This is a genomic window from Bacillus sp. FJAT-49736, from assembly GCF_018343615.1.
In the GTDB taxonomy this organism is placed as follows: Bacteria; Bacillota; Bacilli; order Bacillales; family Bacillaceae_C; genus Margalitia.
On record NZ_JAGYPI010000002.1, the window covers coordinates 312232 to 333897 of the forward strand.

The window sequence follows — 21666 nt, forward strand, 5'->3', positions numbered from 1 at the left end:
TGTCATCCCCTTATTTTGGGGTATGGTGCCTGATCACGTTTTAAACAGCACCTCCCATTATATTTTTATTCCTGCCTTGTACAAAGCGATATATATACTGCATCTACCTTATTTCCCTAGAATACAAAAATTGGATACAACACGAACACCCAACTAAAAACAAAAAAATGTGCCAGGCACCCGCCCAGAACATTTGTCCACGGGCGGTACCTGGCACCTTAACCACTTACATTACTACTTTACTAAACCAAGATCTAGCCGTTTTCTTTAAAACTTCATTCAGTTCTGTAATGTTTTGCTTACCCTCTGATTGAAGCCATTGTCTACCAGCTTTTTCGCCTTGCTCTGCAAATGGCTGAACGCCATTTTTCCATGTTGCGCGTCCGCAGAGAACACCATTGAATTCTGCTCCTGCAGCTGCGGCAAATTCGAGAGTTTCACGGAATAGCTCGGCACTTACTCCCGCACTTAAATAAATATAAGGAAGATCAGTCGCTTCACTCTGCTCCTTGAAGTATTGCTTAGCTTGTTCTGCTGTATATACAAACTCGCCTTCTGCATAACCCTCTACAAAGTTCATGTTGACCGGAACCTCTACCTTCAACACATCCACATGATATCTGGGCTTAGAGAATTCCTTCATCATGTCATTCACTTTATGAGGCTTCACTTTGGCATATTCGACACTCTTTACGTCATCATTATTCGCATCGTACGAAACTAGCTCTAGGAAAAACGGAATATCCTCCGCTACGCATTCAGAACCTAAGCGTTCCACAAAGGCATGCTTCACGTTATTAATTGCCTCATCTTCATCAATGTCATAATACAATAAGAATTTAACGGCATCTGCACCCGCTTCTTTTAATCGCTTCGCAGACCACACGTCAAGTAAATCTGGCAAACGACCAGGAACCGTTGCGTCGTAACCAGTCTTTTCATAAGCCAATAACAAACCGGCATTTTCGTCTCTTACCTCTGCAGCCGGCAGTCCGTATTCAGGATCCAGCAAAATAGAGGAAGCATATTTAGTCAGCTCACTGCTTACTAATTTTTTAAAATCAATAATTCCATTGTCGCCAATATCCTTTGAGCTGGCGCTTGCAATCATTTTTTTCAATGATCCACGTTGGTCGATGGCTAGTGCCCCAATAATGCCATTCTCATCTGATAATCGTTTCAAGGCTTCTTGTTTGTTTTGTGTTAACTTTAACATGTATATCACTCCTTAGGACCATTTTTGAATTAAGTAGGAGATTTCATGTAAGAAACTCTTTTACTTGTGCTAATGTTGTATTTCCTTCCATTGGTCCTTTTTTTGTAACAGCTAGTGCTCCTGCTGTACTTGCATACATAACTGATTTTCTAAAACTAAATCCTTGATTTAAGCAGGATATAAGCGTTCCTCCAAAGCAATCACCTGCTCCCGTAGGATCTACTTCCACTACCTTTAGTGGGTCTAGTATAAATGACGACTCCTTGCTATATGCTGCACAGCCTTTACTTCCTTTTTTTATCACGATATATTGAATCCCTTTTTCAAATAAAGCTGCGATAGCTTTTTTTTCATCCGATTCCCCAGTAAAAATGGAAAACTCCTCTCCACTTGGAAGAAAAATATCACAATTTTCAAATACGAAGAATAAACAATCCTTTATTTCTTCATCTTTGAGTAATTCCTTACGAATATTAGGATCAAAAGAAATCTTTGTACCTGTTTGTTTACATATTGCTATAGCCTTTTTAACGGCTGAACGTATGTTTTGGTTAAAAAGAGAACTCCCCATTACATGGAAATACTTGCAGTTTCGGAAATACTCTTCCTTGATGTCTTCAGCCGTTAGCAATGATGATGCTGAGTTTTGAAGATGAAAAATAAAGTCTCGGTCTCCATTGTCATGATAGGTTACAAAAGCAACGCCAGTAGTTAATAGATCGGTTGTTTTAATGTAAGAAACATCAACACCGTCCTTTTTTAACTTTTTGTAATTCATCTGTCCAAATGCGTCGTTACCAATTGTAGAAATAATCCCTGCACTACTTCCAATTTTTGATGCCTGATTAATAAAAATAGCTGGGGCTCCGCTAGGAAATGGACCAACTAATTCGCCAGTTTCCTCGAACGATTGACCTACTGATTTTGCCATTACCTCTACTAAAATCTCGCCCATTGTTAGTATATCTGTCACTGTTGTATCTCCTTACTTGCCAAGTATTTTCCCCTTGTTGCGAACATCAATGTATACCGCAATGATAATGATGACACCCTTTACAATTTGTTGATAAAAGTATGGAAGTCCAATTAAGTTCATCCCATTGTTAATAACACCCATAATAAGTGCACCAATAAACGTACCAAATACGGTTCCATATCCACCAGTTAAGCTTGTTCCACCTAATACAGCTGCCGCGATTGCATCCAATTCATAGCCTGTTGCTGAATTCGGTTGTGCTGAATAAAGACGTGAAGTAAGTAAAATACCACTGATCGCTGAAGCAACACCTGCTATCATAAAGATCTTAATTTGTAGTGATCTTGTATTAATACCAACATATTCAGCTGCTGTTTTATTCCCACCTGTCATCTTCGCACGTCGACCAAATTTAGTTTTCGATAACCAAATATGAAAGGCAACTAGTAAAATAACAACAATTACAACGGGAACAGGTATTACATCGAATATTTTTCTGTTACCTAAAAACAAAATAAAGGAATTGTCAATTTGAATTGGTTTCGCATTCGTGAATGAGTAACCAATTCCGCGGAATATTCCCATCGTCGCTACAGTCACGATGAAAGTAGGAATTCTCCAGCGCGCACTGATAAAGCCGTTAATTCCCCCAGCTAAAGCCCCGACCAATAGAGTAATAAGTATAGAAAGTGGGCCATTTATTCCAAATGAAAGCATGAGTCCCAGAACCAAACCACTAAGGGCCGCAATGGAACCAACGGATAAATCAATCTCCCCAATCATTAAAACAAAGGTCATTCCGAAAGCCATTATAGCTATGATAGAAACCTGAGAGAGAATGGTTAATAGATTATTAGCACCAAAAAAGTAGGGACTTAAAATAGAAAATAGAATAACAAGAACGATTAGAGCAATCATCACTCCGCCGTAGCTTTTGTAGAAATTATTATCTTGAATTGCCTTGAGACCTTTAGATTTCATCATTATCTCCCTTCTTTAACCGAACCTAATAATAATTCAGTTAAAACTTATTCATTTGAAATTTTCTTTGATGTAATGTAATTCATAATTTCTTCCTGAGACGTTTCTTTTGAATTTAGTTCTGCTACAATTTCATGGTCTCTTACCACTAGCAAGCGGTCAGATGTGTTAAGAACTTCGGGAAGTTCAGAAGAAATGATAATAATTCCTACACCCTTTTGTGCAAGCTCAATCATCAATTTATAGATTTCAAACTTTGCTCCAACATCTATTCCTCTTGTAGGTTCATCTAAAATTAATATCTCAGGTTCAATTTCAAACCATTTGGATAAAACAATCTTTTGTTGATTTCCTCCACTTAATTTATTCACCGTTTGATAGATGGATGGTGTCTTTATTTTCAAGTTATTCACGTGTTTATTAGTAATGGAAATCTCTTTATTATGGTTAATTAATTTGAACTTGTTTAACACTTTTTCTAAGTTTGCGAGTGTCATATTTTCATATACGGATGCAGTTAAAACAAGGCCTTCATGTTTTCTATCCTCTGTCACAAACGCAATCTTTTTCTCAATAGCGTCAATTGGACTATTCACTTTTACCTGCTTACCTTTAATAAACATTTCCCCGCGTTCCTTCTTCAGCATTCCAAATATTCCTTGAGCAATTTCCGTTCTACCGGAGCCCATTAATCCATAAAATCCTAATATTTCTCCAGGTCGAAGGGAAAAAGAAATATTATGATAGTCCCCATCACGATGATATCCCTTTACTTCAAATAAGGTTTCATCGCTAACATACGGAAAATCCTTATGTGGGTAGATTTCTTCCATGTTTCGTCCAACCATCATCGTAATCAATTCATCTGATGTTGTTTCCTGTGTTTTAACTGTTCCTATGTATTTGCCATCCCTTAACACACTTACTACATCCGTAATTTCAAAAATTTCATCCATACGGTGAGATATATAAATTATTGCACAGCCTTTACTCTTAAGTTTTCGTATGATGGTAAATAAAATTTCTGTTTCTTTACTACTCAAAGCAGATGTCGGTTCATCCATAATAATAATCTTCGGATCAGAACTTATTGCCTTTGCAATCTCAACCATTTGTTGGCTGGAGATGGAAAGATCCTTAACTACTGTTGTAGGAGAAATAGAAATCCCAAGCTCTTCAAACAACTCTTTGGTTTTACGATTCATTTCTTTATCATCGATTAATCCAAATTTTACAGGTTCATTTAATGCAAAAATATTTTCAGCCACTGTCATATTTGGACTAAGGCTGAGCTCCTGATAGATGATGGAAATTCCCAAATCCTTAGCGTGAACAACATTTTTGATTTCTACCTTTTTACCATAAATACTTATTTGGCCGCCATTTGGTTGATAAGAACCTGATAAAATTTTCATTAAAGTAGATTTACCCGCTCCATTTTCACCAAGTAGAGCTAATACCTGTCCTGCTTCAACACTTATGTTAACGCCGTCAAGAGCAACGACACCTGGAAATTCCTTTCGTATGCCATTCATTTCGAGAATAGTAGTCATCAGATTCACTTCCTTTAAATGTAAAGAAATACCCTGATTACTGGTATTTCCCACATTATCGATTATTTATTTATCGTTAATCGTTAATTGTTACTTTTCCATTATCCACTTTTACATCCACAAAGCCTTTACCATGAATGTAAAGTCCAGGAGTAATAGGAACCAACTTTTTAACTTTTTCACCCTTTGCAAGTTTAACAGCATTCTTCACTGCTTCTGTTCCCATCTTATCAGGGTATTGTACAACTACTGCTTGGAATGCATTATCTTGGTCCACTGATTTTCTTGCTTCTTCCAATCCATCAAAGCCAATAACTACTGCTTTTGTACCTTTTTCCGTAATGGCAGCATTAGCAGCAAGTGCCATATCATCACCAAAACCGAAGATACCTTTTAAATTTGGATTTGCAGTTAGCATATCTTCAGAAGCAGATTTTGCCTCGTCTCTTGTACGACCTGGTAATTCTGTTACAATTTTCATATTTGGATGATTAGCAGCATTCTTTTTAAATCCATTAATACGGTCACGAACAGATTGAACTTCTGGGTAAGTAATTAGACCGATGTCACCTTTGTCACCAGTATATTTAGCCATTGCTTCGGCAGCGATCATACCGCCTGTATAGTTATCTGTTGCAATATGTGAATCAACAGAAACACCATTTGCTTTAACGTCCACTGTAATTACTGGAATACCTGCATCCTTCGCTTTTAAAAGAGCACCCTTTACACCATCAGAATCAACAGGCGTTACGATAATTGCATCAACATTTTTATTAATAAAGTCTTCAATAGAAGATATTTGGCGGTTTAAATCTTGATCCGCTATTGCTACGTCAACCTTAACATTTTCATTTTTTGCTTCCTTTTCAATGGCATTTTTAACTGCCACTTGGAACGGGTGTGATGCTGTCAATAAGGATGCACCAATAACAATTTTCTTTTTACCATTTGATGAAGTATCATTACTACAAGCTCCTAAAGCTACCATCGTTAAAATTAATACGAAAGCTATTATTTTTTTCATATTTTTGCTCCTCCTATATTTTCAAAAAGACTAGATTTATTATGCTGTGGAATTTATGCAGAGACGACTACTTCCTCTCACCTCCTTAAAGTTGAATGTAAAAATCAGATTAATTTTTTTACGGATGCTCCTGAAAGGATTTTTGTTTTTAAGCGATGGACGATTGGATATAATTCGTAATCGCTTTCAATTCTCTTTAATATAAGCTTTGCTGCTTGTTCGCCGATCTCATTCATTGGTTGCACAACCGTTGCAATGGACGGAGTAAGCATTTGAAAAACATCTGTATTGTCATATCCGAACAAGGAAATATTGTCACCAATTTTAATCCCCTGTTCCATCATGTATTTAATACCTGTCATAGTAGTTTCATAGTTTGTTGCGAATATTGCTGTTGGCGAATCAGAAAGATGAAACAGTTTCTTATAACCATCTAAGCCTCCGCCTTTTTCATATTTGGCGTAAACTATGAGTTCATCATCTAAAGGAATTTGATAGTCCTGCAATGCTCGAACATAGCCATTCAATCGTTCTCTAGCCGTAAATACATTACTAGGACCGGCGATGATTCCTATTCTCCTGTGACCATATTTAATTAATTCCTCAATCGCTCGATATGAACCATTGACGTTATCACATACAACTGCATCACATTCAACACCATCTAATAAACGGTCAATTAAAATTAATGGGATATCTTCCTGTAGTAATTCTTTAACATGATCACTATGATCAGATACCGGCATCAAGATAATTCCATCTACTCTTTTTTCTTTCAAAAATGAAATTTTTTCTTTTTCGGTTTCCAGACTATTTCTGGAACTACATACAATGATGCTGTAATTCTCGTTATCAAGTATTTCTTCCATACCTTCCACTACTTGATTACTAAATACATCCGTAACACTTGGTACTAAAACACCAATGGTATAAGTTTTATTTGTCTTTAAGCCTCTTGCCATAGGATTTACTTTATAACCAAGCTCCTTAATGGCCTTTTCTATTTTTAGCTGGTTAACTTCCTTTACCTTGTATCCATTTAAGTACCTTGAAACGGTACCAATAGATATTCCCGATAATCGTGACACATCTTTTATAGTAGACATTTTTACCACCAATTTATTTTATTTGAAACGTTTCAATTTTTATTTAAAATAAAATTGAAACGTTTACATTTTTAATTTTGTATTAATTCGGACTCTTTGTCAATATCGAAATTAAATATTTCTAAGACAAAATGACTAAATATTTATTGGTAAAATGGCCCAGAATTTAATTCTTTCCTGTTAATAAAAGTACTAAAAAGCGCCAGAAAATTTTCCTGGCGCTTGGTAAAAATATTTTGTTCAAAACTCTTCGTGTATCACAATAATCTAATGGTAAAAAGTATTCTGTTACATTTCCACCTTACTAAACCAAGATTTCGCGGTCTTTTTCAATACTTCATTCAGTTCCGTAATGTTTTGCTTACCCTCTGATTGAAGCCATTGTCTACCAGCTTTTTCGCCTTGCTCTGCAAATGGCTGAACGCCATTTTTCCATGTTGCGCGTCCGCAGAGAACACCATTGAATTCTGCTCCTGCAGCTGCGGCAAATTCGAGAGTTTCACGGAATAGCTCGGCACTTACTCCCGCACTTAAATAAATATAAGGAAGATCAGTCGCTTCACTCTGCTCCTTGAAGTATTGCTTAGCTTGTTCTGCTGTATATACAAACTCGCCTTCTGCATAACCCTCTACAAAGTTCATGTTGACCGGAACCTCTACCTTCAACACATCCACATGATATCTGGGCTTAGAGAATTCCTTCATCATGTCATTCACTTTATGAGGCTTCACTTTGGCATATTCGACACTCTTTACGTCATCATTATTCGCATCGTACGAAACTAGCTCTAGGAAAAACGGAATATCCTCCGCTACGCATTCAGAACCTAAGCGTTCCACAAAGGCATGCTTCACGTTATTAATTGCCTCATCTTCATCAATGTCATAATACAATAAGAATTTAACGGCATCTGCACCCGCTTCTTTTAATCGCTTCGCAGACCACACGTCAAGTAAATCTGGCAAACGACCAGGAACCGTTGCGTCGTAACCAGTCTTTTCATAAGCCAATAACAAACCGGCATTTTCGTCTCTTACCTCTGCAGCCGGCAGTCCGTATTCAGGATCCAGCAAAATAGAGGAAGCATATTTAGTCAGCTCACTGCTTACTAATTTTTTAAAATCAATAATTCCATTGTCGCCAATATCCTTTGAGCTGGCGCTTGCAATCATTTTTTTCAATGATCCACGTTGGTCGATGGCTAGTGCCCCAATAATGCCATTCTCATCTGATAATCGTTTCAAGGCTTCTTGTTTGTTTTGTGTTAACTTTAACATGTATATCACTCCTTAGGACCATTTTTCTACTTTTACTTCATTATAAATTGCATCATACTTTGCCACGTCTACAAACCCTGTTTGTGCTTCCATTGCATTTAGCACTCCTGTAGTCATAGCTGTTCTTATCACATCTTCTCGAGCCTTTGCCTGTAAAATTGCTGTCGCAAATCCTGCGACGACGGAATCACCAGAGCCAACCGGATTCACGACTGACACTTTCGGAATGCTGGCAAGAAAGTACTCATCACGATGCTTAACAAATGCTCCTTTCGCCCCTAGAGAAATCACCACCCATTCAATTCCATTAAAAAGGGGCTGTGATACCGCAGAACGAAGTCCATCCAAATCATCGGGCGATAAATTCAAGCCAAGCAATTGATTAAGCTCGTCTGTATTAGGTTTAATAGCAAAAGGCTTTGTCTCTTGATGGCTTAATACCTGCTCTAATACAGGTCCCGAACAATCGAGAATGACGGGAACTTGCCATTGATCAGCTAAAAGCATCATTTCCAAGTAAACAGAAGCATCCAATCCTTTTGGCAAGCTGCCCGATATTGTCACAACTTTACCTTTCTCCAAGAGCTTTGAGAAGTGAACAATAAATTCTGCTTTTTCCTTTTCCGAAAGCGTCGGACCCGCCTCCAAAATTTCCGTCTGATTTCCGTTATGAAGAATGGCAATACAGTTCCGGGATTCCTGTTCTGTTTTTAAAAAATCATTGCGTATACCGTCTTTCTGCAGCTGGCTTACTATAAAATCACCGATAGTGCCTCCTAAAATTCCGGTTGCTAAAACAGGAACATCCAGCTGGTGTACAACTCTTGCCACGTTCAATCCTTTTCCGCCCGCCGTCTTTATTACACTTGCAGCGCGATTGACATCATTCAACTTAAAGTCTTCCAATTGGTAAGAAATATCTACCGATGGGTTCATCGTTACGCTTATGATCATTTTCCTATTCCCCTTTATGTCATTAGGTAGTATTTCCGGTGAGAAATCTCTCAAATATAAAGAACGAAAAGGCCCCTCTTTTGGAGGAACCTTGACCTTAAATACCGTCTGTAATCTCTTCTTCCTTTTTTGTTATTCTCTTTTCGAAATACCCAGTCGCAGAATGGCTGATGGAAATAATCTTTTGCGCTAATTCAGAGATTTCATAGCTTTCCTTCGTGAACAAAATCTCAATTAACGAACCGATATTACAGCCAGCAACAACCTCATAGCGTTCATTTTCAAACGCTATGGTTGCAGCCATTTTATAAGGTGTTCCGCCTACTAGATCACAGAAGAAAAGAATATCAGAATCGGCATTTTCATGAGCTACTTTTTCCAGTTTTTCTTTTAAAATGACATCTGAATCACTTTCAAGGAAGTCCACAAAGAAAACATCTTCATTTTTTCCTGCAAGCAATTCCACAGCATTTTGCAATCCAGTTGCAAAATGACCATGTCCTGTCACGATGATTTTCTTCATATTAAAGCACTCCTAAGAATGAAAGAATAATAGCCAGCACAAATGTTACAACAATAAGCAATACTGGACTTACTTTTTTGTATTTTAAGAAGTAATACATTAAGAATGTGTATCCGAACGGTAAAATATTCGGGAAAATATGATCGAAGAAATCTTTTTGTAAATAAATCTTATGTCCCGAGCTTATTTTAAACGCTGCTGCTACATCAATATGAACATAGGATGCGATCAAACCACCAATTACCGTTACCCCTAAAATCGTTGCCGCCTTGGAAATAACTTCCGAGTTCTCTTTTATGACCGTTATCGCCCTGGTTCCCAGGTTATATCCCATATGTGCCCAAAAAATTCTTAAGAAGAAGATTCCAACATATACAAGGAAGAAGATAATTGGTCCTAAAAGGTTTCCGTCTTTCGCGAATGATGCTGTTATACCTGCAACAATTGGTAGAATCGTAAACCAGAAAATCGCATCTCCGATACCTGCTAACGGACCGAACAAGGCAACCTTTAAACCTTTAATGGTGCTGCGATTTTCCTTATTTTCTTCTAGTGATAATAAAAGACCCATTAAGAAAGGCACCATTGGAGGGCTTGTATTAATGAACTCCATATTATCCTTCATTGAATTAGATAAGCCTTGCTTATCGTTTTTATATATTTTCTTTAAAAATGGCAGCATGGAGTATAACCAACCACCAGCTTGCATTCTTTCATAGTTAAAGCTTGCTTGTAAGAAAACAGAGCGTAAACCTAATTTAGTTATATCTTTCTTCGATAACACACGTTTTTCTTCATGGTTTTGAGTTGTATTAGATTCCATCTTCGTAGCCACCTCCATGTGCAGCGCTTTCAGCAAGCTTCTCTTCCAGCTTTTGTTTTTCTTTGTCATTATAGAATTGGTATAAGGCTGCTGCTACACCAATTACCGCTACTGGTAAAAGGTTTCCGAATTGGATGAAAGAAGCAACAACAAATCCGATTAATAAATATGGCATGAATTTTCCTTTTAACATAACCTTTAACAACAAACCAAATCCGACTGCTGGTAAAATTCCACCTGCAATTTCAAATCCATGGCTTAACCAGCCTGGCATGGAAGCAACTAAGTGCTTCATTGGTTCTTGTGCAATATAACCACATAGGAATACAACAATTCCGTAAGTTAATGCTACGATGATCATTGGCAAAATCGTAATCCTACCAAATGCCTTTGTATCAGCCTCTGCAGCATATTTGTCTGCTTTGCCCATAAATACAGAAAAAGAAGAATAGAAGAATAAGATAATATATTGCATTAGAAAACTAAATGGTAATGCTAGTCCAATAGATGTAGCTGGATTGTGTCCGGTTGTATGTGCAATAACAACTGTCATAACCCCCGCCAAAATCGGGTTTGGTGGTTGAGTTCCACCAGCTGGTGTTAATCCAGCAAACGCTAACTCTGTTAAGCCCCCGGCCATAACGCCCATCTTTACATCCCCAAGGATAATCCCGGTGAGAGTACAAACGATCATTGGACGGAAGATGTATAAGCCTTCCAACCAAAAATCGAAGCCGCAGATGATGGCAACAAGTGCAAGGATTATACCTTGCGTTAATGTAATGTCCATATTGATCACTTCCTATTTAATAGAATGTTTTGTGTCATCTGGAGTATCTTGAATGAATACATTTACTCCCTTAGATTCGATATAGCGTAAATCCTCAAGATCTTGGTCATCTACATATACTTTTTTCGTAATTTGCTTTTTACCTTCTGAAAAATGCATGTTTCCAACATTAAGATCCTTGATTGGTACTCCGCCATCAACAAGCTGACGTACTACCTGAGGAGTTTTACAAACGATAAAAATCTTTTGTCTATCAGCTGCTTTGTGGATGATATCAATTGTTTTTTGTACAGTGAAGAAACGAATATCTGCACCAGATGATTTAGCTGTTACCTCCATCAATTGCTGTTGTAAAGGTTCATTTGCTGTTTGATCATCCACCACTACTAGAAGATTTGCACCAAGCGATGTTGTCCAAATAACTCCAACCTGTCCGTGTACAAGACGATTATCGATGCGTGTTAACAAAATATTTGGCATTTTTCTTCCTCCTAATTCAGCAGCTTGAAACCGCTTAAATTAATAGATTAATGGAATGAACCTAAGTCCAGATGGATAATCTCTTTTTCTACAAAAAATGACCTAGGTTCATTTCACTTTTTCTATGATGTTATATTTACGTCATGTCAGTGTAATAACATGATGTCATTACCAGTTACAAAATAATTATAAAACGCTTTCAAACCAGTGTCAATTACTTAAAACTCTTTTTTTAATATTTGGTGTTTTAGAAATTAAAACATTTACGCTGATCAAATATTTAGTTTTTCTGTCCGTTAGAGCTTTTTTATAAGACATTTTCACTTGTCTCTTCGGTCAATTTGTCTAATAAAAGACCTGACTTGGCTAAACCTAATCCTATGATAATTTCCCTGCAGCTTCTCGGTCCAATAAAACTACGACACGTGGATGTAATTGTAGAATGGAACCTGGAACATCCTCTGTAATTTTACCAGTTAAGCTTTCCTTGATAATTTCTGCCTTTTTTGAACCATTAGCCATTAGTAGGATATTCTGCGCATTCATGATTGTTTTTATTCCTATCGTAACCGCTTTGTTTGGAACATGATCATAGCCGCCAAATTCTTCACTATGCTGTACCTTAGATTCATGTGTTAACGCTAATACATTTGTGAGAGTGTCGAACGGGGTGTTCGGCTCGTTATAGGCAATATGGCCATTCTCACCAATCCCTAAAATAACCGTATCAAAGCCGCCATTTTTCTCAATAACCGTATCATAACCAGCATAATTATGTTCTGTCAGCAGGTGAATATTGTCTGAACTAATCTTCGTTTTCCCGAAAAATTCCACTTGCAAATAATAAGCACAAGTGCCAGGGACCGTTTCATCGACGTCGCAATACTCATCAATATTGTAAAAATGCACATGTTCGATTCCATATCCAAGATTAAGGTATTCAACCAATTGACGATACATACCAGTTGGAGTATTTCCCGTGGCTAAACCAAGGTTTACCCTTTTCTCCTGTGCCATTCTTTTCATCAAAAAATCAGCCGCGTTTTTACTCATTTCTTCGTATGTGTTAGAAACGATTATTTTCATTTTCAAGCCATTCCCTTCTATTATTTAAACGGATATATGGTTACTCCCTGTACCACTCGGTTTACACTGCCATTTGGTACTGGATTATCCGGTGTAAATTTCAAATTCAGCGATTTATAGACCGCAAGAATTTGTGCATTGATAATGTACGGGAATGAAAGCCATACATCATCGAAGGTAGACGGTTCCGCTTGAAGATGTACGTAATAATCACTATTTTCTTTGGCATCTTCCATAAATTGATTAGAGATAGCCAAAACCTTCAATTGACTTCTTTGTTTTTCTGCATATAGCTCTTTTAAAATATCCATATCATATTTTTGTGTGTATGGATTATTGCCGATAAATACCACTGCAAGTGACTCATCATTTAAAATCGTTTTGGGACCGTGACGGAATCCCATTGGAGATTCAAAATAAGAAAAAACATTTCCATCAGTCAATTCCAGCATTTTCAAGGATGCCTCATGTGATAATCCTAATAAGGTTCCTGACCCCAGATAAATAACATTTGTAAATGGGATTAAAGAGATTTCCTTTAAGACTGCAGCAGCAGTATTGAAGACATTTTTTCCGGACTCCGTTACCCAGTTAACAGTGCTTTTTAATTGGTTTAATTTGTCCATTTGGAAAATTAAGAGTACTGTTAGCATCATGCAGGAGAAGCTGCTTGTCATTGCAAAGCTTTTGTCATTGCTTCCTTCCGGCATTAAAAGCAATAATGTTCTGTCATCACTTTTTCTAGCTAAGTATCCATCCGGGTTGCACGTAATGTGAATTGGATAGAAATCCTTGATTAATTGCCCACCTAATTCAACAGCCGCAACACTCTCAGGGCTATTTCCGGATCTTGCAAAAGAAACCATTATTGTTGGGATATTTTCCTCCAAATAATATTCCGGGTTTGAGACAATATTAGTTGTAGGAATGCTATGAATCGTAAATACTTGATTATCACAAACCTTAGCTAAGTATGGTGCCACCGTATCCCCTACAAACGCGGAAGTTCCGGCTCCTGTTAAAATAACCTTAACCTTCTCATGTTTCCCCGTAATCATTTGAAAATATGCTTGAATTCTTTCCTGTTCCTTCTGTACATACTGATATGCCTTCTCCCAAAGCAAAGGCTGATGGGAAATTTCGCGGTGAGTGTGATACACACCAAGCTCATGTAATCGTTCCTCTGTTTCGTTTAAAAACAATGTACACACCTCATTCATATCTTTTTTTTAAAATTGGTGCCAGTGATTATGCCTTTTGCACCATTCTGTAATGCCCTGACAAAGCAGAGCAATCTTTGTAGGCTGGCAAGTTATGTGTTTGCTTACCAGCCTCTCGAAAGAGCGTATATAATCTTATTTCAATTCTGTTTCATAGACAAATTTATCGCCTCTTGCAACAGAAAGTGTATATTCAACAGCACGACCATTAAAAAAAGCCAATCGCTCAATGTTCAATGCTGGTGCTCCTACCTTTTCCGTCAAAAATGGCGCTTCTTTAAGGCCAACTCCAACGGCTTTAAATCGTTCATTCGCATTTGTAATGCGAATATCGTATTTTTTTTGAAATAGTTCATACATAGAATTCAATGATAGCTCCAGCTCTGTTAATTTTGGAAATTGATAATATGGCAAATAAGTAGTTTCGTATATAATCGGCTCGTCATCCGCTAATCGTAAACGAGCAAATTCGAATACATCCTCATCCTCGGCAAGTCCCAGTTTTAAAGCAATCTTTTTAGGGGCTGGTATGATTTTAAATGAGAGAATTTTCGTTGACGGCTTCTTACCTAACTTTTTCATTTCCTCTGTGAAGCTATAAAATGTCACGAGATTTTGTGTGAATGCCTGCGGTGATACAAAGCTTCCTTTTCCATGCTCCTTGTAGATATACCCCTCATTTTCAAGTTCTATCATTGCCTGCCGAATAGTAGTGCGACTAATGTCGTACATATCACATAGCTCACGCTCTGATGGCAGCTTATCAAACTCTTTCCACTCACCGGATCTAATTTTTTCAACAATGATATCTATCAATTGAGCATATAAAGGCACACGACTCTTTTTATTAATCATCTCTTTCCCCCTCCCTCGCAGCATAATTATAATGTTGTCATTACCAGTTAACTTATCATTATTTGACCAACAATTCTATCTAACCATGTAACCGCTTTTTTGTCAACGCTTTCAATCATGTCTAAAAAGTGTCAATTTATGAGTACCTCTGTTATTTGTCTTTAAATAGTACTCTTTTATGGTGCCAAACACCAAAAAAGGAGCCAACTAATGGCTCCAAATCATATGCGACTATATGTCTGAGCCTGGAGAAGCTACTCTTATACCTACATATTTATTGTCAGTTCAGTGGGAAAAGTTATATGTAACAGAATTGCCAACGTTTCATTGCAACTTCACGACTGAACGACGCTCTCTTCCACGATTAAACGTTTATTATTAGCATCCAGAGTCGCCTTTACCCCAAACGGCAATGTTATTTTTTCCTTGCAATGACCTGCCTGAAGATTGTAAATTACAGGCTTACCAAAAGGGACAACGATATTTTCAATTACATCAAGAATATCGAAGCCATGAGCATAGTTAGGGGATTCGCTTTCCGTAAATGTACCGAAAATAAGTCCGGCTGCATCCTCTATTTTCCCGGCTAATGCAAGCTGTGTTAACATCCGATCAACCTTATATGGTTCCTCACCTATATCCTCCAGAAATAGAAGTTTTCCTTTCGTATCCAATTCGTATGGAGTACACAATAACGCAGTAACAAGTGAGAGATTCCCTCCAACCATTTCTCCTTCCACAGTCCCTTCTACTAAGCAAGAAATCCCTTGACCATCGGGATTCTTTATCTCACCGAGAGGCTCCGCTTTCGTTAAAGTCGCTAAAAGGGATGATCGCGAAAATTCATCACAATCGATAAGCTCCGTTGTTGCCATTGGACCATGAATGGTTGCCAGCCCGCATTTTTGGAAAAAAGCAATATGTAATGCCGTAATATCGCTATAACCGATAAATAGCTTTGGATGCTCGGTTACCACTTCATAGTCCAATAAATCCAGCAATTGAGCCGAACCATAACCGCCGCGCAAACAAAGAATCGCATCGATTTCAGGGTCTGCAAACATTTCATTTAATTCCTCCGCACGGCTCTGCGGAGTACCGGCTAAATATCCACCATACTCTTCGTAACAGCTTTTCCCAACTTTCACTTGAAATCCGAGTTCTTTAATGGCCTCTATTGCCAAAGGCACTCTTTCTGCTTTGGAAGGTCCTGCAGGTGCAGTTATGCCGATTGTATCTCCTTTTATTAGCTTTTTCCCTTTGATTCTTTTCAATCCCATCTCCTCCTTTGTATTATTGTTAGAATTCTATTACTGCCGGAAAAGTTCCTATAGGTATATATACTCAATTCGGGCCATTCTTCTTGAATTTCGGGATATTTGTCTAAGGAATCGGGATGTTTAATGTTTAACTCATGCCTTTCTCACAGTAATTCGGGATGATTGTTCTTTTACATTTGGAATTTTATTCAACTTCATCAATATATTACATGTAGATATTTTACGAAGTTATGCCTATAATAGGAATGTTATTTTTTTTACATAGTGTTTTTACACGCTAATAAATATGATAATGGGGGGAAATACATTGAAAAGAAAATTAAAGATTAATGTGCTTGCTGGAATTTTCGACATCATTAACGCTTTCATGATTATGATCTCATGGGGAGTTGTTCTATTTGCGGCTGTTGGTGAAGCTGCTGCTAATGGTTCTGGTCATGTTACTGGTGGAGTAGCTGCTGTTTTCTATGTAATAGCAATTATCGGTCTTATTCTTCATATTGTAGGATTAGTACAATCTAAAAAAGCAAGAATTTCGATTGTAGGCCATATTTTGGGCATCATCGGATGTGGTTGCTTTGTTATTACAATGGCATTAGCATTCCCAGCCTTTGTTTTAGTAGTGCTGGCAGCTATTTTTACATTGAGACAAAAAAACTTACAAAATGCATAATATTTTTTAAAAGGAAAAGCAGCCGCAAAGGCTGCTTTTTTTACTTAGCCCCATAAAATACCTGAAACTGATCAAAATAAACGCTTCCTTTACTTTTTAACTCCTGATGCGGCTGAGCTAAATAGATTTGTTTAATTTTGATTGGTAATGGTAAATTTTGTGGAATATCGGCCCGGACATATTTCCAGCCCCTCCACGTTAATCCTTTATCCTTCGTGATATCAATCACATAGCTGTTTCCTTTTCCATCGACTATAAGAGCTCTTAACCAATGGCTTTTTCCATCACCATATACATACATACCAATGTGATTAGGTTTGCTGGTAAAAACGAAATTCTTTTTGGCATTTAAATAAGCTGCAGAAGTACCGGATGTACTTGTCGTAAAGTCATAGGCTAATCGTAAAGAGGCTTTTCCGTTATGAACCGGCTCTCCTTTTCCACTGACTCTGCTACTAGCAGTTCCTCGAATTGCAGAGGCTGACCAATTGGCAGCAGTGTCAAAACTGTCGATTACTTCTTGATTAGGACCAATCTTAACGGACACGGTTGCCTTTGTTTTACCGTAGGATGCTGTAATTTTTCCGGTACCCTTAGTACCAGTTACGGAAAACTCTCCATCCCTTGATACCTTACCAACCTTGCCTGATACAGACCATTTAACTGTATTGGGGTTGACGATTACGGCTCTTCCCTTGCTGTCATAGCCTTTTAGCGAGAGTTTAACCTTGTCACCATTCCGAACCAGCAGATTGGATTGTGAAATTTGTAATTTTGCCAGCTTGTCTACCACTTCCATTGGCAACGTTTTGGATGCATTACCGTATTGGACCGTTAAAGTGCTTTTTCCGGTTTTATTTGCTGTAAAGGTATTTGCTTTTCCAGTACCAAGTTTACTGGTAATCTTTAAATCCTTTTCTGATGCTTTTAACGGATTATAGTATTGATCCATTACGTAATCTAGCAATACTTTTACAGATGAACCTTTTAAAAGCACGGAATTGCTTGATTTGTGTACAGCTAATGTTTTCGCTTGTCCAACTGGCGCAGTCGAAACAGCCATTAAAGTTGTGGCTACAGAACGTTCAAAACCATCGGATGGCGAATTCACCAGTTTGACACCGGTTGCACCAGGGAGACGAACTCCCATCGCTGTGGACCCGCCACCATCCATATTTAAGGCTCGGTATGCCCCAATGCTCACTAAATACTTAGCAAACTCTGTTAAATTCATTCCGTTGCTATAGCCAAGCTTACCTCTGTCCACCGTTACAAAAAAAACATTTTGACCCGTTTTATCAATAGCGACGGCTGTACGAGCTGCCCGCTCCTTTGCTTTTGGGCTGTTTGGATCCATGGACAATTGGACCTTCCCGTTATCCACAAGCATCGGACCGCTTGCCAGCATAAAGTCTGCGCCCATCCAAGTATCATCAATATTTACAGAAAGAGCGATATTATCACCGTTTTTTATATTTTTTAACGCTGCTCTACCATCTCCCGATGCGGACAAGACAAAGCCGTCCTTCGGTATTTGTAACTTAGTTGTATCCCCGTAATTCCTTATTTGGGTAACAACACCTGTTACGGTTGAACCAAAGTTGAGATTTAGTGGAGAATCTAAGTTTTGAACAACTACTTCAATTCCCTTTTCTCCATTATCGGTATAATCACTTGGATTATTTGGTGTATAGAGGATAATCTGGCCCGTGGCTCTTGGTTTATTAGAAGCGGTTATCGGATAGGATACTCCATTATGGTCAAAATGAAGATCTAATTGAAAGTGGTCAATAATTCCTTTTCCATCCTTCACTCCAAATGCAATTGGCTCATTCGCATATTCTGTTTTTCCGATTGGCAGCTTTCCGGCATTCACAAGTTGGTCTTTATTGGCAATTAAATAGACGGGAAGACTGGTTGGGGCAAAAAAAGAACCATTCACAGTTCCAACCACTTGATGACCTGGTAATGAATTGGAGGTTGCCCGCGCCGTTGTTTTTGACAATTTATTCAACGGATTAGGAATTCCTACTTCGATTTGAGTATAGCGATCATTCAAATTTACCTTCATCACTCTAGCAGCTTGCTTGCCTGCTGATATGCTAAATCTATTATCCTGATATGTAACACCTGCAGATACCTTGAATTGTTGGTATACACTAGTTGCAGCGTTTGCGGGCTTTGTCCATGCAAAGACGGATGCAGTCAGTAAGATTGCCTGCAGCACACACAAACCTTTAAAAAAACGACCTTTCATTATGAAATTGATCCCCCTAGTAATATATATTTTTTGTAATCTAGTACCATTATAATCTCAATTAATCAGGAAATCCAAGGGTAAACTGGAAATATTATGGTTAAATATATTAAATAGTACCTATCAAATGGCTCCCTGCACCTTCCGTGGATACAATCGTCCATGCTAAGTGTGCATATGTACCTCTTGGTGCTTGGCACCTTTTGTAACTTTTACATTCTATTTTGCTATAGTAACAACGTCTTTTATTGCCATGCAGTCAAACTAGTAATCTCCCCCTCTTCCACAATTTTCTTGTGATGTATTTTTTATCAGAATAATACCAAAAATTTTCGCAAAATAGTAAACTAGTAGAAGGGAGGGATATAGAGTGAAATGGACAAAGAAATCATTCAGTATTTTACTAGTTTTTTTGCTGCTAGCATGGCCAACTTTGGCAAATGGCGAAGAAATAAGTACAACAGCTACGAAGCAAAATTTATCATCGCAACAAAATGTTCCTAACCTGCTAAAACAGGTCCAAGGCAATAATAAGGATGACTACCTAAATCCTTCCGCTTCAACCAGAAGCATCACCATCTCCCCTGACCTAAAAGGGGATTATGTTATTATCAGCAATGAATCGGTAGATGGCAGCAATACACAATCAGTGGGAAGCATGAAATGGGGTAATGCCTTTAATAAAATAGGCGCCTATCCTGTTGACTTCAACAAGCCCTTTACAGTAAAACCGGATAAACAAAGATTGTTTAATAAAAGATTTTTGATTCAAGGGTTAACATATCAGGTCGGGGCAAAAAAAGATTTCTGGGTATCCAATCTTGAAACCGATAAGGACTACCAAATCAACGCAGAATTATTATACAGCGGCACCCGTGCTAATGTTTGGGTGAATAATAACTATTTAACGGCAGAACAAGCCAAAGAGCTTGGCCAGGAATTTGATGTGCATATTTACCCGACTGTTACGAGTAACTTTGGAAAAGAATCCGACGTAAACGGGGACGGAAAAATTAATATTTTATGCTATGACATTCAAGATGGCTTTAATGGTTCCGGTGGCTATGTGGCAGGATATTTTTATGCGGGCGATTTATATGACAAATCTTATAATCCTACCTCCAATGAATCGGAGATTTTCTATATTGATACCTATCCGGCAATGGGGCGCAATTCTGCTTCTAAAGACGTCACAGCTGTATATGAGACCTTAGCACATGAATTTCAGCATATGGTGAATTATAACCAGAACGTATTAGTAGAAAGACATCGCGAAATGGATGTCTGGATGGATGAAGGTCTGTCTATGGCTGCTGAACAAATCTACACCGGACAAGCCTTAACCAATCGAATCGATTACTATAACAGAACAGACTCGATTGCAAATGGACAATCCCTGCTATATTGGGATGATTCCGGTGATGTTCTAGCAAACTATTCCTTATCCTATCTATTTTTTCAGTACTTGAAGATTCAAGCTGGTCAAGGGAATAAGATATTCAAGGAAATCATCGATGATCCGAACAGTAATTATCAAGCCATAGAAAATGTTATCCATAAATATATCGATCCGAATCTATCATTTGGAAGGTTTATGACTGATTTCAGGGCGGCACTCTTATTAAAATTGCCAACAGGACTTTACGGTTTTAAAGGAGATTCGAGCTTTAACGCACTGCAGCCGCGATTATATTCGGGTTCCACCACCTATTTGCGTGGCGGCGGAGCGATTGCCGTGGAAGGAAGCAATGCAACAACGGTCATACCAAGCAATAAAGGGGAAAATATTACGTACACCTATTTAAATAGGGATGGGAGTACTCTGAACGTCTTAAATCCGACGAAGCCGACAGTTAGTCCGGTAAGTGACCGGGATACTACTGTAAAAGGAAAAGCCGACGTTTATACTACCATCTTTGTTAAAAGTGGAAGCAAGACATTAGGTTCACAATCCGTTAAAAATAACCCAAATTTCTCCGTTTCCATTCCGAAGCAAAAAGCAGGAACAAAATTGACGCTCTATGCAGAGGATGCATATGGAAATACGAGTAGCCTTGTCACTATTACGGTTCTGGATAAAACACCTCCCGCTCGCCCAACAATCAATCCAATTGGAGATAACCAGCTTTATATTTCGGGTAAAGCAGAGAAGGGCTCGAATGTAATGATAAAAAATGGACGGACTAACATTGGGAAGACAGCAGCTGATTCATCCGGCAAATACAAGGTGAAACTTAAGACGAGGCTGAAGACAGGTACGGTAATAACCGTTTCTGCAACGGACAAAGCAGGCAATCAAAGCAGCTCCGCGTCTACCAAAGTGTTGGATAAAACACCTCCAAAGCGACCAAGTGTGAACAGGCTAACGTCAAAATCAAAATCGGTCTACGGAACATCCGAGAAAGGTTCTACTGTATATATATACAAGGGTGGCAAATTCATCTCAAAAGGCAAAGCAAATTCTAAGGGCCACTACAAAATTAAGATTATATCTCAGAAAAAAGGAACCTCTATTACTATATATGCGAAGGATTCCTCCGGTAATAAAAGCAAATCGACAGTAATCAAAGTAAAATAAACAATCCCCC

General features: G+C 38.1%; 19 protein-coding genes. 2 read left to right on the forward strand and 17 right to left on the reverse strand.

The window, feature by feature from the left end; genetic code table 11:
• Positions 1 to 226: 226 nt before the first annotated feature.
• The 16 genes from lacD (KHA87_RS13040) to KHA87_RS13115 form a co-directional block, all read right to left on the reverse strand.
• Positions 227 to 1216: a tagatose-bisphosphate aldolase gene (lacD, locus tag KHA87_RS13040; RefSeq protein ID WP_213094598.1), complete on the reverse strand. Its 990-nt coding sequence runs from the start codon at positions 1214 to 1216 to the stop codon at positions 227 to 229.
• 43 nt (positions 1217 to 1259) lie between these two features.
• Complete coding sequence (locus KHA87_RS13045) at positions 1260 to 2189, reverse strand: sugar kinase (RefSeq protein WP_213094599.1); 930 nt, start codon at positions 2187 to 2189, stop codon at positions 1260 to 1262.
• 12 nt (positions 2190 to 2201) lie between these two features.
• Positions 2202 to 3176 (reverse strand): ABC transporter permease, encoded by a 975-nt coding sequence (locus KHA87_RS13050; protein WP_249310384.1) that lies wholly within the window; start codon positions 3174 to 3176, stop codon positions 2202 to 2204.
• A 44-nt stretch (positions 3177 to 3220) separates the two neighbouring features.
• Positions 3221 to 4726, reverse strand: a complete 1506-nt coding sequence (locus KHA87_RS13055; RefSeq protein WP_213094600.1) for a sugar ABC transporter ATP-binding protein — start codon at positions 4724 to 4726, stop codon at positions 3221 to 3223.
• 76 nt (positions 4727 to 4802) lie between these two features.
• Positions 4803 to 5753 carry a substrate-binding domain-containing protein gene (locus tag KHA87_RS13060; protein WP_213094601.1) on the reverse strand — a complete coding sequence of 317 codons (951 nt, stop codon included), beginning with the start codon at positions 5751 to 5753 and terminating at the stop codon, positions 4803 to 4805.
• Between the two features lie 104 nt (positions 5754 to 5857).
• Positions 5858 to 6859 (reverse strand): LacI family DNA-binding transcriptional regulator, encoded by a 1002-nt coding sequence (locus KHA87_RS13065; RefSeq protein ID WP_213094602.1) that lies wholly within the window; start codon positions 6857 to 6859, stop codon positions 5858 to 5860.
• Between the two features lie 288 nt (positions 6860 to 7147).
• Entirely contained in the window at positions 7148 to 8137 is a 990-nt protein-coding gene (lacD, locus tag KHA87_RS13070; RefSeq protein ID WP_213094603.1) for a tagatose-bisphosphate aldolase, read from the reverse strand.
• A 12-nt stretch (positions 8138 to 8149) separates the two neighbouring features.
• Positions 8150 to 9091 carry a hexose kinase gene (locus tag KHA87_RS13075; RefSeq protein WP_213094604.1) on the reverse strand — a complete coding sequence of 314 codons (942 nt, stop codon included), beginning with the start codon at positions 9089 to 9091 and terminating at the stop codon, positions 8150 to 8152.
• 97 nt (positions 9092 to 9188) lie between these two features.
• A complete protein-coding gene (locus tag KHA87_RS13080; RefSeq protein WP_213094605.1) occupies positions 9189 to 9614 on the reverse strand; it encodes a PTS sugar transporter subunit IIA domain-containing protein in 426 nt (141 codons plus the stop codon).
• A 1-nt stretch (position 9615) separates the two neighbouring features.
• Positions 9616 to 10437 (reverse strand): PTS galactosamine transporter subunit IID, encoded by an 822-nt coding sequence (gene agaD / locus KHA87_RS13085; protein WP_249310385.1) that lies wholly within the window; start codon positions 10435 to 10437, stop codon positions 9616 to 9618.
• On the reverse strand, positions 10427 to 11227 hold the full coding sequence (agaC, locus tag KHA87_RS13090) for a PTS galactosamine transporter subunit IIC (protein ID WP_213094606.1): 801 nt from the start codon (positions 11225 to 11227) through the stop codon (positions 10427 to 10429). Before agaC ends, agaD begins: the two co-directional genes overlap by 11 nt.
• 12 nt (positions 11228 to 11239) lie before the next feature.
• Positions 11240 to 11707, reverse strand: coding sequence for a PTS galactosamine transporter subunit IIB (gene agaB / locus KHA87_RS13095; protein ID WP_213094607.1), 468 nt, complete (start codon positions 11705 to 11707; stop codon positions 11240 to 11242).
• Positions 11708 to 12085: 378 nt separating this feature from the next.
• Positions 12086 to 12793, reverse strand: a complete 708-nt coding sequence (locus KHA87_RS13100; RefSeq protein WP_249310461.1) for a glucosamine-6-phosphate deaminase — start codon at positions 12791 to 12793, stop codon at positions 12086 to 12088.
• A 20-nt stretch (positions 12794 to 12813) separates the two neighbouring features.
• Complete coding sequence (locus KHA87_RS13105) at positions 12814 to 13995, reverse strand: SIS domain-containing protein (protein WP_249310386.1); 1182 nt, start codon at positions 13993 to 13995, stop codon at positions 12814 to 12816.
• 153 nt (positions 13996 to 14148) lie between these two features.
• On the reverse strand, positions 14149 to 14868 hold the full coding sequence (locus tag KHA87_RS13110) for a GntR family transcriptional regulator (RefSeq protein ID WP_213094610.1): 720 nt from the start codon (positions 14866 to 14868) through the stop codon (positions 14149 to 14151).
• A gap of 335 nt (positions 14869 to 15203) precedes the next feature.
• On the reverse strand, positions 15204 to 16142 hold the full coding sequence (locus tag KHA87_RS13115) for a S66 peptidase family protein (RefSeq protein ID WP_249310387.1): 939 nt from the start codon (positions 16140 to 16142) through the stop codon (positions 15204 to 15206).
• Between the two features lie 313 nt (positions 16143 to 16455).
• Here KHA87_RS13115 and KHA87_RS13120 point away from each other — a divergent pair, with 313 nt between their 5' ends.
• Entirely contained in the window at positions 16456 to 16821 is a 366-nt protein-coding gene (locus KHA87_RS13120) for a transporter (protein ID WP_213094612.1), read from the forward strand.
• Between the two features lie 40 nt (positions 16822 to 16861).
• Here the strand turns inward: KHA87_RS13120 and KHA87_RS13125 are convergent, their stop codons facing one another.
• Positions 16862 to 19078 carry a phosphodiester glycosidase family protein gene (locus KHA87_RS13125; protein WP_213094613.1) on the reverse strand — a complete coding sequence of 739 codons (2217 nt, stop codon included), beginning with the start codon at positions 19076 to 19078 and terminating at the stop codon, positions 16862 to 16864.
• Between the two features lie 370 nt (positions 19079 to 19448).
• Here KHA87_RS13125 and KHA87_RS22520 point away from each other — a divergent pair, with 370 nt between their 5' ends.
• Positions 19449 to 21656, forward strand: coding sequence for an Ig-like domain-containing protein (locus tag KHA87_RS22520; protein ID WP_213094614.1), 2208 nt, complete (start codon positions 19449 to 19451; stop codon positions 21654 to 21656).
• Positions 21657 to 21666: the final 10 nt, after the last annotated feature.